Annotated in this window: 20 protein-coding genes; 6 read left to right on the forward strand and 14 right to left on the reverse strand. The window is 69.4% G+C overall.

Features of this window, described 5'->3' with window-relative positions:
- Positions 1-68 precede the first annotated feature (68 nt).
- On the forward strand, positions 69-845 hold the full coding sequence (locus AC6I21_RS01675; RefSeq protein WP_138175128.1) for an SDR family NAD(P)-dependent oxidoreductase: 777 nt from the start codon (positions 69-71) through the stop codon (positions 843-845).
- Positions 846-854: 9 nt separating this feature from the next.
- On the opposite strand, the gene AC6I21_RS01680 is transcribed toward AC6I21_RS01675, so the two are convergent.
- The 7 genes from AC6I21_RS01680 to AC6I21_RS01710 form a co-directional block, all read right to left on the reverse strand.
- Complete coding sequence (locus tag AC6I21_RS01680; RefSeq protein WP_138175126.1) at positions 855-1739, reverse strand: hypothetical protein; 885 nt, start codon at positions 1737-1739, stop codon at positions 855-857.
- A 105-nt stretch (positions 1740-1844) separates the two neighbouring features.
- The gene (locus AC6I21_RS01685; RefSeq protein ID WP_171021150.1) at positions 1845-2858 is read right to left on the reverse strand and encodes a pseudouridine synthase; all 1014 of its coding nucleotides are present in this window, start codon (positions 2856-2858) and stop codon (positions 1845-1847) included.
- An 11-nt stretch (positions 2859-2869) separates the two neighbouring features.
- Positions 2870-3682 carry an Fpg/Nei family DNA glycosylase gene (locus tag AC6I21_RS01690; protein WP_138175122.1) on the reverse strand — a complete coding sequence of 271 codons (813 nt, stop codon included), beginning with the start codon at positions 3680-3682 and terminating at the stop codon, positions 2870-2872.
- 71 nt (positions 3683-3753) lie between these two features.
- Positions 3754-8415, reverse strand: a complete 4662-nt coding sequence (locus tag AC6I21_RS01695) for an ATP-dependent helicase (RefSeq protein WP_497762957.1) — start codon at positions 8413-8415, stop codon at positions 3754-3756.
- 58 nt (positions 8416-8473) lie between these two features.
- Positions 8474-8779 carry a transcriptional regulator gene (locus tag AC6I21_RS01700; protein WP_446753892.1) on the reverse strand — a complete coding sequence of 102 codons (306 nt, stop codon included), beginning with the start codon at positions 8777-8779 and terminating at the stop codon, positions 8474-8476.
- Entirely contained in the window at positions 8763-9233 is a 471-nt protein-coding gene (locus AC6I21_RS01705; protein ID WP_497762958.1) for a hypothetical protein, read from the reverse strand. The genes AC6I21_RS01700 and AC6I21_RS01705 overlap by 17 nt, the downstream gene beginning before the upstream one ends.
- Positions 9234-9328: 95 nt before the next feature.
- A complete protein-coding gene (locus AC6I21_RS01710) occupies positions 9329-9787 on the reverse strand; it encodes a 23S rRNA (pseudouridine(1915)-N(3))-methyltransferase RlmH (protein ID WP_421014783.1) in 459 nt (152 codons plus the stop codon).
- A gap of 91 nt (positions 9788-9878) precedes the next feature.
- On the opposite strand from AC6I21_RS01710, the gene AC6I21_RS01715 reads away from it, so the two are divergent.
- From AC6I21_RS01715 to AC6I21_RS01735, 5 genes are all read left to right on the forward strand, one after another.
- On the forward strand, positions 9879-10568 hold the full coding sequence (locus tag AC6I21_RS01715) for a phosphatase PAP2 family protein (protein ID WP_421014784.1): 690 nt from the start codon (positions 9879-9881) through the stop codon (positions 10566-10568).
- Between the two features lie 437 nt (positions 10569-11005).
- Positions 11006-11725: an IclR family transcriptional regulator gene (locus AC6I21_RS01720; protein WP_175419293.1), complete on the forward strand. Its 720-nt coding sequence runs from the start codon at positions 11006-11008 to the stop codon at positions 11723-11725.
- Entirely contained in the window at positions 11722-12660 is a 939-nt protein-coding gene (gene hutG, locus AC6I21_RS01725) for a formimidoylglutamase (RefSeq protein WP_497762959.1), read from the forward strand. The genes AC6I21_RS01720 and hutG overlap by 4 nt, the downstream gene beginning before the upstream one ends.
- A gap of 6 nt (positions 12661-12666) precedes the next feature.
- Positions 12667-13950, forward strand: a complete 1284-nt coding sequence (locus tag AC6I21_RS01730; RefSeq protein ID WP_138175108.1) for a sodium/glutamate symporter — start codon at positions 12667-12669, stop codon at positions 13948-13950.
- Positions 13951-14072: 122 nt separating this feature from the next.
- Positions 14073-15242 (forward strand): hypothetical protein, encoded by a 1170-nt coding sequence (locus AC6I21_RS01735; protein WP_497762960.1) that lies wholly within the window; start codon positions 14073-14075, stop codon positions 15240-15242.
- A gap of 11 nt (positions 15243-15253) precedes the next feature.
- Here the strand turns inward: AC6I21_RS01735 and pcaC are convergent, their stop codons facing one another.
- The 7 genes from pcaC to AC6I21_RS01770 all read right to left on the reverse strand — a co-directional run bounded on the left by pcaC (position 15254) and on the right by AC6I21_RS01770 (position 22107).
- On the reverse strand, positions 15254-15649 hold the full coding sequence (pcaC, locus tag AC6I21_RS01740) for a 4-carboxymuconolactone decarboxylase (RefSeq protein WP_138175104.1): 396 nt from the start codon (positions 15647-15649) through the stop codon (positions 15254-15256).
- Positions 15650-15662: 13 nt separating this feature from the next.
- On the reverse strand, positions 15663-16460 hold the full coding sequence (locus AC6I21_RS01745) for an alpha/beta fold hydrolase (protein ID WP_497762961.1): 798 nt from the start codon (positions 16458-16460) through the stop codon (positions 15663-15665).
- Positions 16442-17848, reverse strand: a complete 1407-nt coding sequence (locus AC6I21_RS01750) for a lyase family protein (protein ID WP_497762962.1) — start codon at positions 17846-17848, stop codon at positions 16442-16444. The genes AC6I21_RS01745 and AC6I21_RS01750 overlap by 19 nt, the downstream gene beginning before the upstream one ends.
- Before the next feature lie 106 nt (positions 17849-17954).
- Positions 17955-18533 (reverse strand): protocatechuate 3,4-dioxygenase subunit alpha, encoded by a 579-nt coding sequence (gene pcaG / locus AC6I21_RS01755; RefSeq protein ID WP_346922578.1) that lies wholly within the window; start codon positions 18531-18533, stop codon positions 17955-17957.
- Positions 18534-19373 (reverse strand): protocatechuate 3,4-dioxygenase subunit beta, encoded by an 840-nt coding sequence (gene pcaH / locus AC6I21_RS01760; protein ID WP_054821288.1) that lies wholly within the window; start codon positions 19371-19373, stop codon positions 18534-18536. It lies immediately after the preceding gene.
- 50 nt (positions 19374-19423) lie between these two features.
- A complete protein-coding gene (locus AC6I21_RS01765) occupies positions 19424-20620 on the reverse strand; it encodes a 4-hydroxybenzoate 3-monooxygenase (RefSeq protein WP_138925579.1) in 1197 nt (398 codons plus the stop codon).
- Positions 20621-20877: 257 nt separating this feature from the next.
- Positions 20878-22107 (reverse strand): MFS transporter, encoded by a 1230-nt coding sequence (locus tag AC6I21_RS01770; RefSeq protein WP_497762963.1) that lies wholly within the window; start codon positions 22105-22107, stop codon positions 20878-20880.
- Positions 22108-22165: the final 58 nt, after the last annotated feature.

The raw sequence follows: 22165 nt of genomic DNA on the forward strand, positions 1-22165 counted from the left end.
CGAAACCACATCAGTAAGTGAGCATTAACCGAATGTCGGTGGTCGCCACGACGGCGGAGGGGTAGCGGATGCAAATCAAGAATGCGGTGGCACTGGTCAGCGGCGGCCTGTCGGGATTGGGGCGGGCCACCGCCCAGACCCTGGCCGAGGCCGGGGCCAAGGTCGTGGTGCTGGACTTGCCGCGGGAGGACGGGGATGAGCTTGCCGCGCAGATCGGGGCGGAGGTCAGCTACTGCGCGGCCGACGTGACCAGCGCCGAGCAGGTGCAGGCGGCCGTACAGGCCGCCGCCGCGCGTGGGCCGCTGCGCATCGTGGTCAACTGCGCCGGGGTGGCCACCCCGGGCAAGGTGCTGGGCCGTGAGGGGGTGCTGCCGCTGGAAAAGTTCGCCAAGGTCCTGGAAATCAACACCATCGGCACCTTCAACGTCATCCGGCTGGCGGCCGAGGCCATCAGCCAAACCGATGCGCTGCAGGACGAGCAGGGCACCAGCGAACGCGGGGTCATCGTCAACACCGCCTCGGTGGCCGCATTCGACGGGCAGATCGGCCAGCCGGCCTACGCGGCGTCCAAGGGGGCGGTGGCGGCCATGACCCTGCCGCTGGCCCGTGAACTGGCCCGCCACCAGATTCGGGTGATGACCATTGCCCCGGGGATTTTCGAAACCCCGATGATGTCCGGGCTGCCGCAGGCCGCCCAGGATTCGCTCGGCGCCCAGGTGCCGCACCCTTCCCGGCTGGGCAAGCCGCAGGAATATGCCGCGCTGGTGAGCCACATCGTGGCCAACCCGATGCTGAACGGGGAAATCATCCGGTTGGACGGCGCGATTCGGATGGCGCCGAAGTAGGGGGCGGTTCTACCCCGAGGAATCTTCCGGCAAGGTGCTCCCGGGGTCGGCGGGGTGGGAAGCGTGGTGCCGGGCGGCCCGGTGCTCGGCGTGCGTGACCTGGTGACGTCGGGTCTCGGCGGCGATCAGCACGATCACGGCGCCCAGGGCGGTGCTGACGGGCAACCACCATGAAAGCCCGGGGTCCCGCCACTGGCCAAGGGCCACCGGCAGCATCCCGGCAAGGAAGCCCATGGCCACCGAATGCCGCCCCCGTTCACCGTGGGCGGCGGCCGCGCCCAGCACGGCCAGCACCAGGACCGCCACCAGCCCCGCCCACGCCTGCTCGTTCCATTGCGTGGCGGAGAAGAACAGCTCGGTGGTGAAGACCAGCCCGTAACCGGTCAGCAGCCCCAACGGCACATCGGTGCCCAGCCGCTCGGTGAGGTTGCCGGCGGTGTGCCGATTCAGCTCCCGCAATCCCAGGGCCGCGGCCCCCGTGGTCGCCACTGCCGCGACCACCGCCGTCCACGGCAGGAACGCGGCCGCCAACACCTGGCTGCAGCCGAACAGCGCTGCCGTGCAGGCCAGCAGCGGGCCGGCCGCCCGCTGCCGACGGGCGCTGCGCTGGGTGGGCAGCAGCGCAAAGAGCCCGGCCCCGAACACCGCGAACGCCAGGACCGGCCAAACCGCCACCTGGCTGGCACCGGTGCTCCACAGGGCGGTCGCGGTGCGTGCCACGCCGGCGGCGCCCAGCGTCAGGACGCTGAGCGCAAACAACACGGTGGCCAGCAGCTGCACCCCCAACCGGTAGTGATCCAGCGCCTCCACCGGCGGGTCGGTGCGCAGGGCCGGGGCCGCGTAGGGCAACGGAACCGCGCTGCCGCCGGCGGGACCGGCTGCGTCGCTGCTCATGACGGACCTCGCTTCCCGGGCGGGCGGAGCCGCCCGCGGCTGTGCCACCCAGCCTAGGAGGAATGCCCGGCCCTGACCAGCGCCCGGCGGGAAGCGCCCGGCGGCTCACGCTGCCGGTGGGGCCTCCAGCAGCTGCTGTTGGGAGGTGAAACTGCGCGCCTGGCCGCTGAGCGGGTCGGTGAACGCAATGGACTTGGCCAGCAGCTGCAGCGGACGGTCGTAGTCATCCGGGGCCAGGTCCCACAGCCTGGGGTAGAACGCGTCATTGATGATGCCCAGGCCCAGCGAGGCCAGGTGGACCCGCAGCTGATGGGTCTTGCCGGTCAGTGGATCCAGGTCCAGCAGCGCCACCGGAAGGCCGCTGAAGTGCCCGGCACTGCGCCCCAGGGCGGCCAGGCTGATTCGGGTGCGGGCATTGGGCTCGCCGTCCTGCACGATGGAGCGCAGCTGGCCCTTGACCTTGGTCATCCGGTTGGCGAAGTCCAGGGGCAGGCTCTCGATGAGTTCGCGCAGCTGGGCGGGGCTGCGTTCGGCGATGATGTCCCCGGCCTGCAGCACCTTCCCGGTTTCCAGTCCGGGCCCGGGGGCCAGCGGAACCACCGCCTGGTAGCCCTTGCGGATTTCGCGGCGTTCAAACAGGCTCTGGTAGGCGCCGCGGGTCTGCGGGTTGACCGCAAAGAGGATCACCCCCGCGGTGGCCCGGTCCAGCCGGTGCATCGGCACCAGCTCATCGATCCCCGTCTGGTTGCGCAGGCGCACCAGCGCGGACTGCTGGATGAACCGTCCGCCCGGGGTGGTGGGCAGGAAATGCGGCTTGTCCACCGCGATCAGGTGCTCGTCCTGGTGCAGGATCCGCGCCTGGAACGGGATCGGCTCCTCTTCCGGCAGGGAGCGGTAATACCAGATGAAGTCGTGACGCCCCAACGGTGTGCCGGCATCCAGCGGCTGCCCGCCCAGCCCCACGATCTCCCCGTCCTGGAAACGGCGCAAGATACCCGCCGGGTCAACATGCCCGAAGCGTTCGAGCAGGTAATCGGCCACGGTGGGCCACGGGCCGGAGCCGGGCAGGCGCAGCCGGGTGGCGTTCACGCCGTTGCGCACCGGTAGCGGGGAGAGCATTGCCATGGGTTCTATTGTTCCAGCTGTTGGCAGTGCGGGCAGTAATAGCAGTCTCGTTCGTGCTGCCCGGATTCCTCGGCCAGCTTCAGCAACCGGATCCCGGTGCCGCAGCGCAGGCACGGTTTGCCGGCCCGCCCGTAGACCCAGAACGGGTCCCGGGTGCGGGCGGTGCCGGTGGTGACCCGCCGCCCGCGGTCCTTGTTCGCCTGAATCAGCCGGTGGGACATGGCCACCACCTGATCCAGCTGCGCCACCTGCCCGCACGGGGTCAACGGGTGCAGCCGGGTCAAAAACAGCACCTCACAGCGGTAGATGTTGCCCAGGCCGGCCAGCAGGCGCTGGTCCAGCAGCGCGGTGCCGATGGTGCGCCGCGGGTCGCAGCGCAGGTTCTCCGCCGCCAGCCCGGGGTCCCAGTCCGGGCCCAGCAGATCAGGTCCCAGGTGGCCCACCAACTCGGATTCCCGGTCGGTGGGCACCAGGCGCAGCTGCTGGATGTCGTAGCCGACCACGTCCGCCGACTCGGTGCGAAGGATCACCCGGGCGGTATGGGCCGGGCGCTTGAAGCGCTCGCCGGGAACGTAGAAGTCCCAGCGCCCCTCCATCATCAGGTGTGAATGCAGGCTCAGCGTCGGCTGCTCACTGTCCGGGTTGTGCAGGCGCAGCAGCAGGTGCTTGCCGCGCGGAACCACCTCGGTCACCCGGTACCCGGCCAGGTTGGTGGTGGCCAGCTGCGGCACCCGGAATTCGGTGGAGCGCAGCACCTGCCCCTCAAGGGCCGTGCGCATGCGCCGCGCCAGGCGGTAGACCGAATCTCCTTCGGGCATTGTTGCTCTTCCTCCTGCATCGGGAAGCGCCGGCCGGGTCGCGTCGGGTCCCGGCCGGCGCCGTGGTCGGGTTAGCGCCGGAAACGGATTCCCTGCGGGGTGCTGTAGAAACCGGCCTGCAGCAGCGCCTGGGCCAGCGGGTCCTCAAGCACGGGGAGCCCGTTGACGGTGGCGATGGCAATCTTTTCCACCGCCGCGGTGCGCAAGGTGGCCACCAGCCTGGCGCCCAGGGCCGCCAGGTGCTCGGCCGGCCAGGAGCCGAAGCTGAGCACGGTGCGTCCACCGCGTTCCAGGTAGAAGGCCAGCTCCCCGTCGATCAGCCCCACCAGCGCCCCGGCCTTGCGCCCGGGCCGGTGCCCGGTCTCGGTGGCCGGCCAGGGCAGGGCGGCCCCGTACGGGTTGGCCGGGTCGGTGGCCGCCAGCACCAGGATGCGCGGTTGGCGCCGCGGGGTCTGGGTTTCCAGTTGGAAGGAACGCAGCCGGTCGATGGTGTTGGCGGAGGCGAACTGGGCGGCGCCGAGCTTCTCGATGAAGTAGCCGCGCCGCGTATGCCCGGCCTCCTCCAGCTTGCCCAGCACCCGGTACAGGGTGCCGAAGCCGCCGGGCACCTGTTCGGCGGCGACCGAGCCGCGGGTCACCACCCCGTAGCGTTCCAGCAGCACCTCCGCGGCGGCATGGGAGCGGATGGTCGGATCGGCCACCGGCTCGGGCAGCCGGCTCCAGCGGGCCCCGCCCGAACGCGCCGGGGCGTGCGGCGCGGCCGGGCTGCCGGCCAGCCGGGTGAGTCCGGAGAGCCGGTTCAGCCGTGCCGCGCGGGCCCGCGGCGGGGGCTTGGCGATCTTGTGCGCGGTGCTGCCCCCGGCCAGATAGCCGCGCACCGGGGACAGGGTGTCCGGGCTGATGAAGCCGGCCCAGAACAGCTGCCAGCACGCGTCACCGACCTGGGACAGGGACGGGGGCGCGTTGTCCTCCTCGGTCATCCAGGCGGCCAGCTCCTCCACAAAGTAGGCGCCGGTGCTCTCGAACCGCTCCAGCAGGCGCAGCGCGAACGCGTCCAGTTCGCTGCGGTCCCCCGGCGGCAGGGTCAAGCTGGCGTGCTCGGCCGTGTGCAGCGCCAGCCAGCCGTCCTTGCCGCCGGCGGCCCCCGCCCCGGCAATCAGCACATCACCGGAACTGGTCAGCTCATCCAGCGCGGCGCCGGTGTAGTTTTTCACCCGTGCCGGCAGCACCAGGGATTCCAGGGCGCTGGCCGGCACCTGGGCGCCGGTGAGCTGGCCGATGGCCTCATAGAGCCCGTCGGCGCCCTCCAGCTGGGAGCCCACCTGCTGCCAGACCGGCAGGAACCGGGCGAAGGTGGGCTGGTCCACCGGCTCAACCTCGGCGCGCAGCGCAGCCAGCGAACGGGTCCGGATGGTGCGCAGCACCTGGATGTCGCAGTACTCATCGCCGCTGACCCCCTCGGGCACAATCTCCAGGGGGCGGAACGCCCCGGTGGCCAGGCGCCCGGCGGCCACCAGCGCGTCGAGCACCGCCCGCACCACCGCCACGCCCAGGCCCAGTGCGCTGCCCGCCTCGGCCGGGGTGAACGGCCCGTGGGTGCGGGCGTAGCGGGAGACCAGGTCCTCCACCGGGTTGCTGGCCGGCTCCAGGAACGCCTGCGGGATCCCCGGCGGCAGCGGGGTGCCCAGCGCGTCGCGCAGCTTGCCGGCGTCCTCGATGGCCGCATACGCGTTCTGCCCGCCGCGGCGCAGCGGGAACACGCGGCGGGCGGCGAGCAGCGACTCGGCGTGCATCCCGGCGGCCGCCGCCTGCAGCGGCTCCCGCTCATCACGGGGGTCCGCCAGGCGCCGGGCCAGCTGCTCGGCGGTGAGCGGGCCGAGCAGGCGCAGCAGGTCCGCGGCCCCCTCCATGCCGCGCAGCCGCCGCTGCGGGGCCAGGTGCTGCAGCTGCGCCTCGTACTGGCGGATCACCTCGGCGTCCAGCACCTCGCGCACGTCGTTGCGGCCCAGCAGTTCACCGAGCAGCACCGGGTCCAGGCTCAGCGCCGCGGCGCGCCGTTCGGCCAGCGGGGCGTCGGACTCGTAGAGGAACTGGGCCACGTAGCCGAACAGCAGCGACTGGGCGAACGGGGAGGGGGTGGGGGTCTGCACCTCCACCATCCGGATGCCGCGGCTGCCCAGATCCTTGAGCACCTGCACCAGCGCCGGCAGGTTGTACACGTCATTGAGGCACTCGCGCACGGTTTCCAGGATGATCGGGAAATCCGGGTACTTGCGCGCCACATCCAGCAGCTGGCTGGCCCGCTGGCGCTGCTGCCACAGCGGGGTGCGCTTGGCCGGGTTGATCCGCGGCAGCAGCAGGGCCCGGGCCGCGCACTCCCGGAAGCGGGCGGCAAACAGCGCCGAGTTGGCCACCTGGGAGGTGACCGCGTCCACGATCTCATCCTCGGCGAAGGTGAACAGCTCGGCGCCCGGTGGCTCGTCATCCATGGCCGGGATGCGCAGCACGATCCCGTCATCGGCGGCCATCGCCGAGGCGTCCAGGCCCCAGCGTTCGCGGATCCGCGCCCCGATCGCCAGCGCCCAGGGGGCGTGCACGCTCAGCCCCAGCGGGGAATGCAGCATCACCCGCCAGTCCCCGAGCTCGTCGACAAAACGCTCAACGACAAAGGTGGTGTGGCTCGGCACGGTGCCGGTGGCCTGCTTCTGCTCCTGCAGGTAGCTGAGCAGGTTGTTCGCCGCGTACTCGTCCAGGCCCTGCCCGCGCAGCCGGGCCAGGGCCGCGGGCTCCTCGGCGGCCAGCAGCCCGGTGGTGAAGCGCCCCAGCTCCCGGCCCAGCTCGATGGGCCGGCCCTGCCCGTCCCCGTGCCAGAAGGGCAGCTTGCCCGGCTGGCCGAACGCCGGGGAGACCAGCACCCGGTCGTGGGTGATGTCCTCGATCCGCCAGCTGGTGGCGCCCAGCGCGAACACGTCGCCCACCCGGGACTCGTAGACCATCTCCTCATCCAGTTCACCCACCCGCTTCGGGGCCTTGGAGTCCTCGGCCCCGGCCAGGAACACCCCGAACAGCCCGCGGTCCGGGATGGTGCCCCCGGAGATGACCGCCAGGCGCTGGGCCCCGGGGCGGGCGGAGAGGGTCCCGGCATCCCGGTCCCAGATGATCCGGGGCTTGAGGGTGGCGAACTCATCGGAGGGGTACTTGCCCGAGAGCATGTCCAGGGTGGCCAGGTAGGCGCTGCGCGGCAGCTGGGCATAGGGGGCGGAGCGGCGCACCGTGTCAAACCAGGATTCCACGCCCAAGTCCGCTAGGGCGACCGCGGCCAGGGTCTGCTGGGCCAGCACGTCCAGCGGGTTGGCCAGCACCGTCATCTTCTCGATCTGCCCGGTGCGCATCCGGGTGACCACCAGCGCGGTGGACAGCAGGTCCGCCCGGTGCTTGGGGTAGAACACGCCGCGGGAGACGGAGCCGACCTGGTGCCCGGCACGGCCCACCCGCTGCAGCCCGGAGGAGACCGAGTTCGGCGACTCCACCTGGATCACCAGGTCCACCAGCCCCATGTCGATGCCCAGCTCCAGGGAGCTGGTGGCCACCACGGCGCGCAGCCGCCCCAGCTTCAGGTCCTCCTCGATCACCGCGCGGGTGTCCTTGGACACCGAACCGTGGTGGGCGCGGGCCAGGATGGGGGCCGCCGGGTCGCTGCCGGCACTGGAGCCGGCCTGGGCCATCAGCACCGCCGGGGTGCCGGCCGGTTGCGCCGGGTCCGGGGTGAAGCCCTCGCGTTCGGCGTAGAGCTCGTTGAGCCGGCCGGTCAGCCGTTCGGCCAGGCGGCGCGAGTTGGCGAAAATGATCGTGGATTGGTTGGCCAGCACCAAATCCACCAGCTGGTTCTCCACGTGCGGCCAGATGCTGGCCCCGGCGGTGGGGGAGGAGCCGGGCCCCAGGTCGTGGGCGGCGGCCGCGGCCGGCAGGTCGGTCATGTCCTGCACCGGCACCCGCACCGACAGCTCCCACTGCTTGGCCGCCGGCGGGCGCACAATGTTCACCGGCCGGGTGCCGCCCAGGAAGCGGGCCACCTCCTCGGGTGGTTCCACGGTCGCCGACAGCCCGATGCGCTGGGCCGGGGCGCCCAGCAGCGCATCCAGCCGCTCCAGGGACAGGGCCAGGTGGGTGCCGCGCTTGGTCGCGGCCAGGGCATGGACCTCGTCAATGATCACCGTCTGCACGGTGGCCAGCGTGCTGCGGGCCTGGCTGGTGAGCATCAGGTACAGCGATTCGGGGGTGGTGATCAGGATGTCCGGCGGGTTCTTCACCAGCTGGCGGCGTTCGGCGGCCGGGGTGTCCCCGGAACGGATGCCCACGCTCACCGCCGGCTGGCTGATGCCCAGATCGTGCGCGGTGGCCCTGATCCCGGCCAACGGGGAACGCAGGTTGCGTTCCACATCCACGCCCAGGGCCTTCAGCGGGGAAATGTAGAGCACGCGGGTGCCGCCGCCGCTGGGCGGCTGCGGCAGCCCGGGCAGCGCCGGGGCGCCGGTGGCGGTGTTCAGCAGCGAGTCCAGGGCCCACAGGAACGCGGCCAGCGTCTTGCCCGAGCCGGTCGGGGCGATCACCAGCGTGTGGTTGCCGCGGGAGATCGAGTCCCAGGCGCCGTTTTGGGCCGCGGTGGGTTCCCGGAAGACATCGGTGAACCATTTGCGGGTCGGGGCGCCAAAACGCGAAAGGATTTCGCTCATGGTTCGATCTTAGGACCTGGGACCGACGGGTTAGGCGGGAGCCGGAGCCGGGGCCCGGTCACCGGGTGGTCCCGGTGATTTCGCGCAGCGCCGCCAGGTGCCCCACATAGGCGGCGCGTCCGGCGGCGCTGAGGCTCAGGCGCGTGTGGCTGCGCCCGGCGCGGCTGAAACGCTCGGCCCGGAGGTAGCCGGCGGCGTCCAGCTGCCGCAGGTGCTTGCTCAATACCGAATCGGTGATGCCCAGCAGGTCGCGCAGCTGGGCGAATTCGGCCCACTGGACCGGGGCCAGGCTCGCGCAGATGCGCAGCCGTATCGGGGCGTGGATCAGCGCATCGAATCCTTGTGGTTCAGTGGGCGTGCTCATGCGCGTCCTTCTGCCGGGCCAGCGCCAGCGCCCGGCGCATGCGCTGCTGGCAGAACCAGAACACGGCGAAGACGCTGAGCCACTTCGCCGTGATCGCGATGGGGCCCAGGGCTTCCCAGAACTGCAACACAGCCAGCGCCAGCAGGCCGAACAGGAAATAGCCGGCGTAGGCGCCGTCATTCTCCACCAGCCGGCGGGGCCGCGGGCGGCGGCGGTAGTGGAGCAGGCACCACAGGGCCAGGGGCAGCAGCAGGCTGGCCAGGACGATCAGCAGCCCCGGCGGGGCAACGTGCCGCAGGCTGAGCAGAGTTGCCACCCAGGCCCCCAGCAGCGCCACCAGGCCCCGGGGGGCAGCGCTGGTGCGCACCATGTTCGCCGCGGCGTCATCGGCCAGTGCCAACAGCTCGGCCGCAGACTGCGCCGGTGCTCGGCCGGAGCCCGTGGATCCATGCATGAGCCACTCTCTTTCCGTTGTGGAAAGTCTTGTCTTTCCGGTATGGAAAGTCAACCGGGTGCCATCGCCAGGGGCACTGATGGGGGGCCGGAAGTCTAGACGTGGTGGTACTTGCCGCCGGCCAGGATGTCCTGGGCCCGGTAGAGCTGTTCGGTGAGGATCAGCCGGACCAGCTGGTGGGGAAAGACCAGCTTGGACAGCGACCAGGTGAAATCCGCGCGGTCGTGGACCGTGGAGTCCACCCCGTAGGCCCCGCCGATGATCACCACCACATTGCGGCCGGCGTCGATCGGGGAGCGCAGCGTGTTGGCCAGGGCCGGCGAATCGACGTTGCGCCCACGCTCATCAAGCAGCACCACGAAGTCGCCGGGCGCCACCTTGGCCAGGATGCGCGTCGATTCCTCGGCCCGCGCCGCCTCGTTGTCGCGGGCGGAATGGCTCAGCAGCTGCCAGGACAGGTTGAAGGGCTTCTTCAGCCGCTTCTCATAGCGCCCGATGCCCTCGGTGACCCAGGACTCATGCTTTTTCCCAACTGCCAGCACCTTGATTGTCATGACGCCATTCTCCCGCATCCCCGACGGTGACCCGGTGACTTCCGCCGCAGGGCACGCACCGGGGCGGGGGGCGAAGACTACGATGGAAGCCATGCGATCCTCGTGGTATTTCCGGCCCGGCCAGCGCACCGGCGCAGCCCGGGCGCTGTGGGTGGTGCTGGGCCTGATCGTCGCCATGTTCTACTTCACCCGTCGTGTGGTGGTTTCCCTTGGCGCGGGTGGCTGGGTGCAGGATTTTGACGCCCCGGTGCAGCAATGGGTGCTGGAGCACCAGGACCCGGTGCTGGCGACCCTGGCCCATGGGTTGTATTGGTGGGGGTCCACCCCGGGGATGACCGCCACCATGGTGTTGGTGACCGCGCTGTTGTGCTGGTTTACGCGCAGCTTCTGGCCGCTGGCCACCGTGGGCTTCACCGCGCTGGTTTCCGTCCTGCTCACCACGATTCTCAAGGGACGGCACGAGGTGATCAGGCCCGACGGGATCCCCGGGGGTCCGGAACCTCCCGGTTCCTTTTCCTTTCCCAGCGGCCACACGCTGAACGCCGCCGCGCTGATCGGCATCGCCGCCTACCTGGCCATCGTCTACGGGCTGCGCCGCTACGCCTACCTGATTGCCTCGCTGGCCGTGCTCTTCGTGCTGGCGATGGGCTTCTCCCGGATCTACCTGGGCCACCACTGGCTCTCCGATGTCGTGGTCGGCTTCGTGATCGGGGCGGGCTGGGCTGCGGTGGTGGCCATCCTGCACTACTACTTTGTTCCCTCGAAGCGCATTCGCCGATAATTCCGGTGCGCCAACGATCATTTCGAGTTGTGAGAAATATATCAAAGAACCGACGGTCTGTTGAGACTCACGGCACACTAAAGCGACGGGCGAGATCGTCGGATTTTCCGGCGCGGATGTTGCCGCGGCCACGCGATGGGGCCTGCTCCGTCACATAAAAACGTTGGATTCGCGCCGATCAGGGACCCTTGGGCCGCGCTGCGGCCCGCGCGTGCGGTGTCCTTTGGGAACACGGTTAACCCAGCTCACTCTTTTCCAGCTCCCGGGAATTTTCCCTGCGGCATTCTCATGCGGTGAGAATTTCGACTTGCCCCACCGCCGCGGTGGAAAGAACAATGGGTGACTGCGCCTGATTCCACCTGCCTTGAATCGGGTGGTGAACAGATCGTGGCCCGCAGCCCAGGGCCCCCGGCAAAGGTGCTATGTACGTAAGAAAAGTGTCCGATTCGCAGACCGCCCGGGTCCTGTGGATCCTCGCGGCGTTGGCCAAGGTCCCCCAGGCGACCGTTAAGGAGCTGTCCGAGGCGTCCCAGATTCCGGTCAGCTCGGTCTACCGGCTGCTGGATGACCTGGTGACCTCCGGCTTCGTGCACAAGACCTCCTCGCGGCACTACGGGGCCGGCCCGGTGGCCGTGCAGCTGGCCGAACGCTACCGCGACACCACCATGATGACCGGGACAATCACCCCCTACCTGCGCCAGCTCAGCCAGGACACCGGGGAGCTGGCCGCGTTCATGGTCGCCCACGGCGCCGAGGCGGTCTGCGTGGAATCGGTGGAGGCGGCCCGGGCGCTGCGCTGCAGCTACACGGTGGGCGCCTCCCAGCCGCTGACCTTCGGCGCCAGCGCCACCGCACTGCTGGCCCAGCTTCCGCCCGCATCCCGGGCGGAGATCTTTGACTTCCATGCCCTGGCCGAGACCGACCGCGAGCGCATTGACGCCGCCTGCGCGGCCGCCCAGGCCGCCGGCTACGCCCAAAGCGCCGGGGAACTGGACGAAGGCATCTGGGGAGTCAGCGCCCCGGTGCTTGACGGCGCCGGGGAACTGCAGGGTGTGGTCACCCTGATGGCTCCCATCCAGCGCAGCCAGCAGCGCCGCGCCCACCTGATCGAGCAAACCCGCCGCACTGCGATGAACCTGAGTGGAGGAATTAAATGACTTGGAAACAGCCCCAGGGCTGGTCCGGACGCGATGATGGGCCCGGACCCCAGAACGCCCGATGGCACAACACCATCACCCCGTGGCAACCCGGTGCCGACGTGGGCACCGCGTTGCTCGGCTTTGCCAGCGACGAGGGCGTGCGGCGCAACAAGGGCCGCACCGGGGCCCGCACGGGTGCCGCCTCGCTGCGCACCGCCCTGTCCTCGCTGGCCCTGCACGAACCGCTAAGGCTCTACGACGCCGGAGACATTGAAGTCCAGGGCCAGGAGCTGGAGGCCGGTCAGGAGGCCTTCGCCGCCGCGTTGGCCACCCTGCTCAGCGAGGGACACTTCACCGTGGGCCTGGGCGGTGGACATGAAATCACGTTCGCCAGCTACCGCGGGCTGGCCCGGGCCCTGGGCGATGAGGCGCCGTGGAGCCTGGGCATCGTGAACATCGACGCCCACTTTGACCTGCGCGAAGAGCCGCTGGCCAGTTCCGGCACCGGGTTCGCCCAGATCGCCCGGGCACAGCAGGACGCCGGCCGGGACTTCCGCTACGCCGCGGTGGGCATCAGCGAGGCCTCCAACACCCGCAAGCTCTTCGACTACGCCCGCAGCCTGGGCGTTGAGGTGCTGCTGGACACCGAATGCCATCTGGGGAACCTGGATGGGGTGCGCGGCTTTGTCACCGACTTCGCCGACTCGGTGGACCACCTGTACCTGACCATCGACCTGGACGCGCTGCCGGCCAGCGTCGCCCCGGGAGTCAGCGCCCCGGCCGGATTCGGCATCGGGCTGGAGGTGGTGCGCGAGGTGGTGCTCGCCGCGGCCGGCAGCAACAAGCTCATGCACGCGGACATTGCGGAGCTGAACCCGCTCTTTGACATTGACCAGCGCACCGCCCGCACGGGCGCTCGGCTGCTCAACGACCTGATCCTGAACCGAGGGTAGACATCTATGGAATTGCAATTATCACTGGTCCAGACCTCGGCGCTGGCCATGGTCCTGCTGGCCTTCGGCGAGTTCGCCCGGCGCCGGGTGGGATTCTTGGAGAAGTTCTGCATTCCCGCCCCGGTGGTGGGCGGCTTCCTCTTCGCACTGCTGGTGCTGGTGCTGCGCCAGACCGGCGCGGCCGAAATCAGCCTGGACACCTCGCTGCAGACCCCGGCCATGATCGCGTTCTTCTCCACCATCGGCCTGGCCGGTTCGCTGGCCACCATTAAAAAGGGCGGCAAGCTGCTGCTGGTGTACCTGGTGGCCTGTTGGTCCCTGGCGATCGCGCAGAACCTGATCGGCATGGGCATGGCCAAGGTGCTGGGGGTGGATCCGATGCTGGGAATCATGGCCGGCGCGGTCAGCCTGGAAGGCGGGCACGGCGGCGCGGCCGCGTTCGGCCCGACCGCCGAGGAAATGGGCGTGCAGGGCGCAACCACCGTGGCGATCGCCTCGGCGACCTTCGGCCTGGTGGCCGGCAGCCTGCTGGGCGGCATGCTGGCCAGCTTCCTGATGCACTGGCACAAGCTCAAGGCCCCGCAGAAGGCCGGGGTGCGTGAGGCAAAGCAGCCGGTGGGCGCGGGCATGCGCAAGCTGGCCGGTGGCGGCGGCTCGGCCGGCGGCCCGGCGGTGGGTGAGGACCTGGACGAGGCGATCAAGCAGCCCGGGGATGAAATCAGCAACTACTCCTCGCTGTTGTCCACGGCCACGGTCATCGGCATCATCATGGTGGTCGGCATGCTGCTGGGCGACTGGATCGCCGAGATCACCGGCTTCTCCCTGCCGGCCTACGTCGGTGCGATGATCATCGCGGTGATCTTCCGCAACCTGAACGACAAGCTGAAGCTGATCAAGATCAACGACGACTCGGTCAACCTGATCTCCCAGATGACCCTCGGCTTCTTCCTGACCCTGGCGATGATGAGCCTGAAGATCTGGGAGCTGGCGAACCTGGCCGGCCCGCTGTCGGTCATCCTGCTGGTGCAGCTGGTGTTCATCGTCCTGTTCTCCGCGTTCGTGGTGTTCCGGATGATGGGCAAGGACTACGACGCGGCGACCATGGTCGCCGGCTTCCTGGGCCACGGCCTGGGCGCCACCCCGAATGCGCTGGCGAACATGGACGCGTTCAACGCCAAGTTCGGGATCCGCTCCGAGAAGGCGTTCCTGATTGTGCCGCTGGCCGGTGCGGTGCTGATCGACCTGGTGGCGCTGCCCTGGATTGTGTGGTGCATGAACCTGGTCGCCTAGCCGCGCCACGGTCTTCACCCCGCGGTGCCCCATCCCCTGCTGTTGCCGGGGGTGGGGCACCGTTGGTTTCCCCGGTCCGCTGACCGTCGCGCTAGGCTGGGGCGAAACCCCGGGGAGGAACAATGGGCGCCGAGATGGACATGCAGGCCGCGCTGCTGGCCGGACGCCGTGGACGGCGGCTGCTGTACGAGCTGGTTGCGGCCAGCCAGCTGGAGCAGGACACCGAGGGTGGCGGGCCGGCACCGGTGCTCGGTGCGTTCCACGACGCCGCCTACCTGGTGGCCAAGGAGCGCGGGGATGCGGTGGCCCGGTTCGTGGCTGTCCCCGAAGGCGCGCCGGTGACCACCGCGGACCTGGAACCGGTGATGCCCACCGACGCCGAACTGGCGGCGCTGCTTGGCCAGGTGGCGCTGCCGGAACCGAGCCTGCCCACGGTGCGCCGGGCCCTGGCCGCCTCGGTGGACGCCGCAATGTACTGGCAGCCACCCGATGGCGAGGACACGCTGCTGGGCCGGGCGGACATCATCCCGGCCCTGCGCCGGCTGGCGGGTGCGCTCGGCCCCTCACGCCCGGTCACCGGGTGGACGGATGCGTGCGCCCGGGCGGATCAATGGAGCATCATCTGGGATGATGCGCAGGGCCTTGGCGAGCCCGGGCCGGAGGAACCGGTGCCTTCGGCGGCCGAATGCCTGGCCCGCTGGAAGGAACAGGTTCTGCGGGAGAACGGGCGGCGGCGCCGGGAGCTGCGCCGGCCGCTGCGCAAGCTGGGCAGCGGGCCGTGGTGGTCCACCCCGCCCTTTGGCACGGTCCGCTCCACCGGGCGTTTTGCCGACGGCACCCCGGTGGGGCTGTGGTGCGCCGAAGACGGGATGGGTTGGCGCGGGGCGCAGCTGCGCCGGCTGAGCGTGCCGGCCGATGCCCCCGTCTATGAGATCACCGGGCCCAACAGCTGGGCCCGGCTGTGCCGCCAGTACCCGCTGGAGGTCACCGCGCTGCGCCGCCGCGACTGGTTTGATACCACCGCGCGCGACGGGCGCTGGGTGATCCCGGACTTCTCGGCGGTGGCCCGGGACTACGCGGGCGTGCACCTGAGCATTGCCGGGTACCTGGCCACCGCCGGGGAAGTGGTCCCGGTGGATGAGCACACCGCCTCGCTCATCGCCGGCTGGGACCCCGATGCCACCTACTGGCTGCGGGACGAAACGGCGCTGGTCGGGCAGGCGCAGCGCTGGGTGCTGGACGATGCCGGTCCGGGCCCGGATGACTGGGTCCGGGTCCGGTCCTCGGCCTGAGGACCGCTGGGCTACTGCTGGTACTCGGCCAGGACCTTCTTGCCGATCTTGAAGGCCACGTTCGCCGCCGGGACCGAGCAGTAGATGGCGCTTTGCAGGAACACTTCCTTGATCTGCTCGGGCGTCATCCCGTTGCGCAGGGCCGCGTGCACGTGCATCTCCAGCTCCTCCCAGTAGCCGCCGGCAATCATGGCCGTCAGGGTGATGGCGCTGCGGGTGGTGCGCGGCAGGCCCTCGCGGGTCCAGATCGTGCCCCAGGCGTAGCGGGTGATCATTTCCTGGAATTCATCGGTGAACTCGTTCGAGGTGCTGCTGGCCCGGTCCACGTGCTCGTGGCCGAGCACCTCACGGCGGACCGCCATCCCGGCATCATAGGTGTCCCCGGGCAGGCGCTGTGAATCTGTCATGGTCAAACCTTTGCTAGTTGGCGGTGAAGAAGGCGCTCAGCTGGCGCGCGGTGGCCTGCGGGTCCTCGGCCGGGGCCAGGTGGGCGACGCTCTCAATGATGGCGCAGCGGCCCCGCGGGGCGTGCTCGGCAATGAACTGGGCATCGGAGGGCGGACAGACCTGGTCATGGGCGCCGTTCAGGGCCAGCAGCGGGTCGGTGAGCCCGGCCAGCTCTTCGCGCAGGTCGAACCCGGCCAGCGCCCGGCAGACGTGGGCGTAGGAGAAGCGGTCGGCGTCCTGCAGGTTGTGCAGCAGGTTGGTGGAGGTGACCGGGTCCTTCTCGATGAACCCCGGGGCAAACCAGCGCTGGGCGGAGCCGACCACCATGGTCGGGGTTCCGGCGGCGGCGACCAGGTCGGCCCGTTCGTTCCAGGCCTGCTCGGTCCCGATCTTCGCCGCCGAGCACACCACCGAGAGCGCCTGGAACGCGCCGGGATGGTCGTGGGCCAGCTGCAGGGCGATGGCCCCGCCCACGGACACCCCGGCATAGTAGGGCACGGCCCCCTGGTCGATGACCCCGTCCACGCGCAGCGCCTGGATCATGTCCATGACCGCCTGGGCCAGCTCGGTCATGGTGAACGGCTGCGTGGCCGGCTGGCTCGCACCGTGGCCGGGAAGGTCCCAGCCGATGAGCTGGAAGTCGTCCTTCAGGTGGGGGACGGCCGGGCCCCACAGGTGCAGCGCGCCGGTACCCAACGACGGGCCCAGGATCAGCGTCGGCAGCGAGGCGTCGAGGTGGAGCAGCGAGGGGGTTAGTTGTGGGACAGCCATGATTCCTTCCACAGGGCGTAATCGGCAAGAACGGTGTCGGTGAAGCGTGCGGCGCTGCCCAGGTAGCCGGCCGGGTCCAGCAGCTCATCAAGCTGCGCGTCGGACAGGTCCGTGTGGGAGACCTCCAGGCGCAGCAGCTCGCGCAGGCTCACCTGGTCGGTGAGCGAACGGCGCACCAGATCCTGGACGGCGGGCTTGCCGCCCGCAATGACCGGGGCCAGCACGGTGGCCAGGCGTTCGGAGAGCACCGCGTCCCCGCCCAGGGCCAGGTTGCGGGCCAGCGCCGATTCGTTGACGCGCAGCCCGTTGGCCAGCACGTCGGCGTGCTCGGCGCTGCCCACCGCCAGGCGCAGCAGTTCGCGCAGTGCCGGCCATTCGGCGTGCCAGGCGCCATCCGGGCGTTCGTCGGCCGCGGTGCCGGCGGCGGTGAACAGCGTTCCCACCAGGGCCGGGGCGCTGAGCGCCGCGGTGCGCAGCAGCAGCGAATGCACCGGGTTCTGCTTCTGCGGCATGGCCGAGGACCCGCCCTTGCCGGCCTCGCGTGGCTCGGAGAGCTCCCCAATTTCCGGGCGGGAGGCGGTGAGCACATCGGTGCCGAAGGTGCCCAGCGCCGCGATCACCGTCCCCAGCGCGGAGCCGGCCTGCAGCAGCGGCACGCGGTTGGTGTGCCACGGGACCTGCCGGTCCACCAGCTGCAGTTCGGCCGCCAGACGGCGGACCAGTTCGGCGCTGTCTGGGTGGGTCCCGGGCTGGTCGGCAAGGAACTGGTCCAGGGAGGCCAGCGTGCCCACCGCGCCGCCCCACTGCAGCGCCAGCGTGTTGGACAGCTCCTGCAGCGCCCGGCTGGCCGAACCCAGCGCGGAAAGCCACGCGGCGGCCCTGTAGCCGAAGGTGGTGGGCAGCGCATGCTGGGTCAGCGACCTGGCAATGCACGGGGTCCGGGCGTAGGCGCGCGCCAGTGCGGCCAGGCCGTCACCCGCCGAATGCAGGTGGGCGGACACCACCTTGATGCCGCGGGCCAGCAGCAGCATCAGCGCGGAATCGATGATGTCCTGGCTGGTGGCCCCGCGGTGCAGCACCGTGCCGGTGCCCTCAGGTGCGCCGTCCTGGGCCAGCAACTCGCGCATCATGCCCAGTAGCGGGATCAGCGCGTTCGCTCCGTCCGGGGTCCGCCGCGCCACTTCGGCCAGGTCGTAGCGTTCGGCGCGGGCCACGGCGTCCACCGCCGCGGCCTGCTGCGCGGTGCACAGTCCGGCCCCGGCCTGCACCCGCACCCAGGCGGCCTCAACATCAAGCATCGCCTGGACGAAGGCGGTGTCATCGGCCAGCGGGGCCGCGGCGCCGCCGGCCCACGCGGGGTTGAGCACCCCGTAATCGGCATTAGTCATCGGTCAACCTCACTTCGGCACTACGTTCAACGCCCCGCCGGGGCGGAAGGCCGCGGTGCTTGGGCACCTGCAGCTTCCACCCTAGCGGGGCAGCTTCTCCTGCTTCCTAGCTTTCGCGCGGGTAGGTCAGGAACACGGTCTCGTCCTCACCCTGCAGCCGAATGTCAAAGCGCAGCGATCCGTCCTGTTCCCGGGTGGCGATCAGGGTCTTGCGCCGCTCCTCGGGCAGCGCCGACAGCAGCGGGTCATTGGCCAGCGCCTCGGTGTCCTCCGGCAGGTAGATGCGGGTGAACAGGCGGTTGAGCAGCCCGCGGGCGAACACGGTGAGCATGATGAACGGGGCCTTGCCCGCCTCGGTCGCGCCCGGGTTCACGGTGGTGAAGGTGTAGTGGCCCACGTTGTCCACCGCCACCCGGCCCCAGCCGGTGAACGTGTAGCCGTCGCGCAGCAGCGAACCGTCCTGGGTGGGCACCCGTCCCTGATGGTCCGCCTGCCAGATCTCCAGCATCGAATCCGGGATGGGGGTGCCCTGCCCATCGGTGATCACCCCGTGCAGGCGCACCGCGTTCGGGTTGGACGGGTGGATCAGCTCGTGGCCCTTGTCGTAGGGCAGTGCGTAGCCGTAGAACGGGCCGATGGTCTGTCCCGGGGTCGGGACGAGCTTCAGCTCTGGTGCCGGTGCCATTTAGTGGTCCCCCTCTTCGTCTTCCATCCAGGTGCGGTTGCTGCCGGTGAGCACAATGTCCCAGTTGTAGCCGGTGGCCCACTCATGCGAGGTGATCGAGTGGTCGTAGGTGGCGACCAGCCGGTCGCGGGCCTTCTGGTCGGTGATCGACTGGTAGATCGGGTCCAGGGAGAACAGCGGGTCACCGGGGAAGTACATCTGGGTGATCATCCGCTGGGTGAAGTCCGTGCCAAACAGCGAGAAGTGGATGTGCGCCGGACGCCAGGCGTTGTGGTGGTTCTTCCACGGGTACGGTGCCGGCTTGATGGTGGTGAACGTGTACTCGCCATTCGGCCCGGTGATCGCCCGGCCCACCCCGGTGAAGTTCGGGTCAATCGGGGCCGGGTGCTGGTCGCGCTTGTGGATGTAGCGCCCGGCCGCGTTGGCCTGCCAGATCTCAATCAGCTGCCCGGCCACTGGACGGCCGTCCCCGTCCAGTACCCGGCCGGAGACCACGATGCGCTCGCCGATGGGGTCCCCGTTGTGCTGGATGGTCAGGTCCGATTCCAGGATGTGCACGTCCCGGTCCCCGAAGGCGGGGGAGTGCAGCTCAATGGTTTCCGGATCAGTGTGGTGCAGGTCCTTGGTGGGGTGGCGCAGCAGGGAGGAACGGTAGGGGGCGAAGTCGATCCGCGGCTGGGTTTCCTCCTTCTTCCCGGCCAGCACCTCCTGCCGGTAGGCCTCATGGATGTCCTGGATTTCGCTGGTGATGGTTTCCTGCGAGTCGGCGGTGGCGGCAGGATCCAGGACGCGCGGGTTCTCGAACGTCTCATCGGTGGTGTGGTTCGTATCGGTGCTCACTGCGTGCTCCTTTCAGTGGTCAATGGGCGGGAAGGTGGTGGTTGGGCGGGTTAGGCGTGCGGCCAGCCGGTGTAGGACTCGGCCAGGTATTGCTGGCCGAAGCGCGAAGAGGTCACGGTTTCCAGCTCTCCCAGGGCGCGGCGGGTCATGAACGGGTCGGCGCCCACGGGGGTGTGGAGCATGGAGGTCATCCAGTACGAAAAGTTCTGGGCCTTCCAGACCCGCTTCAGCGCCAGGTCCGAGTAGCCGGCCAGGAGCCGGTCACTGCCGGTCGTGTAAAACGAGTCGATGGCCTCGAACAAGACCTTCACATCCGCGAAGGCCAGGTTCAGGCCCTTCGCCCCGGTGGGCGGGACCGTGTGCCCGGCATCTCCGGCCAGGAACAGCCGGCCGTGGGAGAGCGGTTCGCGCACAAAGGAGCGGAACCCCAGCACGGTTTTGTCGAAGATTGGCCCGGTCGCCAGCTGGAAGCCATCCGGTCCATCCACCCGCCGCTGCAGCTCGCTCCAGATCCGGTCCTCGCTCCAGTCATCAACGTTTTCGTTCGGGTCGCACTGGAAGTACATGCGCTGCACCGTCTCGGAGCGCTGGGAGATGAGCGCGAATCCGTGGGGGGAGTTCGCATAGATCAGTTCCGGAGAGGACTTTGGGGCCTGGGTGAGGATGCCGAACCAGGCGAAGGGGTATTCGACCTTGAAGTCATTGCGCTGGGCTGCCGGCATCTGGCGGCGGGTAAAGGAACGTGACCCGTCGGCGCCCACGATCACGTCAGCGTGCACCTCGAACAGGGTGCCCGCTGCGTCGGTGAAGCGGAACTTCGGGGTGTCGGTTTCGATGCCCAGGATCTCGGTGACTTCGGCCTCGTAGCGCACGTCCCCACCATCGCGCTTGCGTGCCGCGGCCAGGTCGATGAAGACCTCGTTTTGGGCGTACAGGGTAACCGTGGCGTCCACCAGGTCGCGGAAGTCCAGCGGATGGGACTCGCCGTTGAAGCGCAGGTCGATGCCGGCGTGCTCGTCGCCCTCGGTCAATACCCGGCCGTTGACTCCGCTGTCGGTCAGCATGGCCACGGCCTGGGCCTCAAGGATGCCAGCGCGGTGGGTATTGCGGATCGTTTCGTGATCCCGTTTTTCCACCACGATGTTCTCGATGCCTGCCTGGGCCAGCAGATGCGAGAGCATGAGCCCGGCCGGACCGCCGCCGATGATGCCCACCTGGGTGCGGATGATCCGGGGAGTCTGCGTCATTGAAGCCTGCCTCAGCGTTCGGGGCCGTGTCTGCCGCTACGCCGATTCTCGGCGGGCAGGGCGACATGGGTGGGGACAAGAGATTGACTTCAAGAATGCAGTGACGTGGGGAACAAACACATCATGCTTCTCATTGAATGAGAATATTTATTTGGAGTGCGTTGGGAAGCATGAAATGCGGCGCCCGCCCCGGGGCGGTCACCCGGGTGGCCGCCGCATTTTCAGCATCGGGAAGGTGCGGGGCGAATGCTTCTGTCCTAGATGCCCGTGCGCCGGCTGCGCATCAACAGCAGGAGGGTGACGCCCAGCAGCAGCAACATGAAGGCGCCAAAGCCGAGCACCGATGGCGCCAGCGCAATGAACTGCATCAGTGCGCCAAGCAGCAGGACCGGCACTGACATTCCCAGGTAGCCGGCCAGGAAAATGCCGGCGAGGGCTTCGCCGCGCTGGGCCGGGGAGGCAATGGAAATGGCGGTGCCGATTCCTGCCTTGAACGACATCCCCGAGCCTGCACCGGCCACCAGTCCGCCAATGACCAGCAGCGCCAGGGACGCCACCAGGATGCTGGCGGTCACCAGGAGCAGGCCGATACCCAGGCAGGCCAGACCCGCCGTGGTCTGCCGGTGCAGGCTCCAGCGCGAGGAAACCACCTGCATCGCGGCAGCCGCGGCAAAGACCACGGAGGCCACGGCGCCGGAGACCACATGGGAGGTGATGGCCAGCTCGCCGGCAATCAAAGCCGGGGCCAGGGAGGTGAACAGCCCAAACATGGCAAATCCGACAAATGCCATCATCGCCGCGGCCGCAAAGCGCGAATGGGCCTCCGGGGGCACCGAAACCCTTTGTGGCCGATATTTCCAGTTGCGATCCACCTGCACGGTTTCCGGGACACGGACCAGTGACAGCAGGCCGAGCAGCAGCAGCGCGGCAAAGACAATGTAGGTGGTGTAGAGCGGAGCCGGGGCAAACTCCGCCAGCATTCCAGAGACCAAAGGCCCCAGACCCAGCCCGCCGATGTTGGCGGCGGTGGCGATGACCTCGGCCCGGCGCAAGCCCGTCCCCGGGCGGGAAGTGGCGTGCAGTTCGGTCATGCAGGCGGTCGCGGTCGCGGTCAACATGCCCACCCCAAGGCCCGAGACGAAACGCGCGGTGAGCAGCCCGGGCAGGTCCTGCCAAAAGATGAAGACGAGTGTGGAGATGAAAACCAGGGCCACGGCGGGCACCAGGATGCGGCGTCGGCCGACACGGTCGGAGATATGTCCGGCCAGAAACAGGCTCACCACTACGCCCAGGGCGTAGGCGGCAAAGATCAGGGTGACGGTGAAGGAGCTGAACCCTGACCGCTGTTGATATAGGACGTAGAGCGGGGCCGGGGCGGAGGCAAAGGCCATCGAGGTCAGGAACGCGAAGGCGACAATCCAAAAGCCGCGGCCGTGCTGCACGGCGGGTGCGGAGCGGGTTGCCGCGGGGGAAGATGAAACGGGCATGAATCCATCATCCGTGGCGGTGTTGATCGCGTCCAACGATAAATGTTGATTGCTTGCA

The sequence above is a fragment of the Glutamicibacter sp. St.4D3 genome, assembly GCF_059728615.1.